We start from the raw sequence: 521 nt of genomic DNA, 5'->3' as shown, positions 1-521 counted from the left end.
AAGACTGGTAAGAAAATTGAAAAAACCAACCCACCGAAACGAAATATTAAAAAATATCTTTGAGAGGTAAGTATGGGACTGAAATTACGATTGGAATGGTTTGACCGTAAAACGGAAGAGTTTTTAGGTGAAGAGTACTCTAAAGACTTTGGTGAAAATGGTGCTGTTATTGAGGCATTAGGATTACCATTAAAGGATAACATTAACAATGGTGGCTTTAATGTTAAAAATGAATGGACCTCTGTTTTGCAACCTCACTTTAAAAAGCTGATTGAAGTTGAAAAGCATTGGTACCAAGTATCATTTGATTACCGAGATGGCAGTTGGTGACTAAAAAAATCGACTAAAGATAGTCTGTAGCAAGAGCACCAGATACCGGTTAATGGGGATCTGGTGCTTTTTAATCTTCAATTATTTGCATCTTTTATTTAGTCTTAGTGGTCGTGTAAGTATCCCGCTAAAACGGCCCATTCACTTTTAGAGATCTTCCGACATACTGACTATGTCCCCTGAGGAGATCG

At 37.0% G+C, this 521-nt stretch carries 1 protein-coding gene; it reads left to right on the top strand.

Translation table 11 applies throughout. The annotated features are described in order from the left end of the window. Nucleotides 1-72: 72 nt before the first annotated feature. Nucleotides 73-330 (top strand): colicin E3-like toxin immunity protein, encoded by a 258-nt coding sequence (locus AC07U6_RS22265; RefSeq protein WP_494762253.1) that lies wholly within the window; start codon nt 73-75, stop codon nt 328-330. The last annotated feature ends 191 nt before the right edge of the window (nt 331-521 follow it).

Source organism: Erwinia sp. GW821-FHT03D09, assembly GCF_059420805.1.
Note: the sequence above shows the minus strand (reverse complement) of the source record. Positions and strands in the feature narration are given on the sequence as shown.

Bases quoted from the DNA above. Each gene is read 5' to 3' on its own strand.
- AC07U6_RS22265 (WP_494762253.1), top strand. From the start codon at position 73: ATGGGACTGAAATTACGATTGGAATGGTTTGACCGTAAAACGGAAGAG.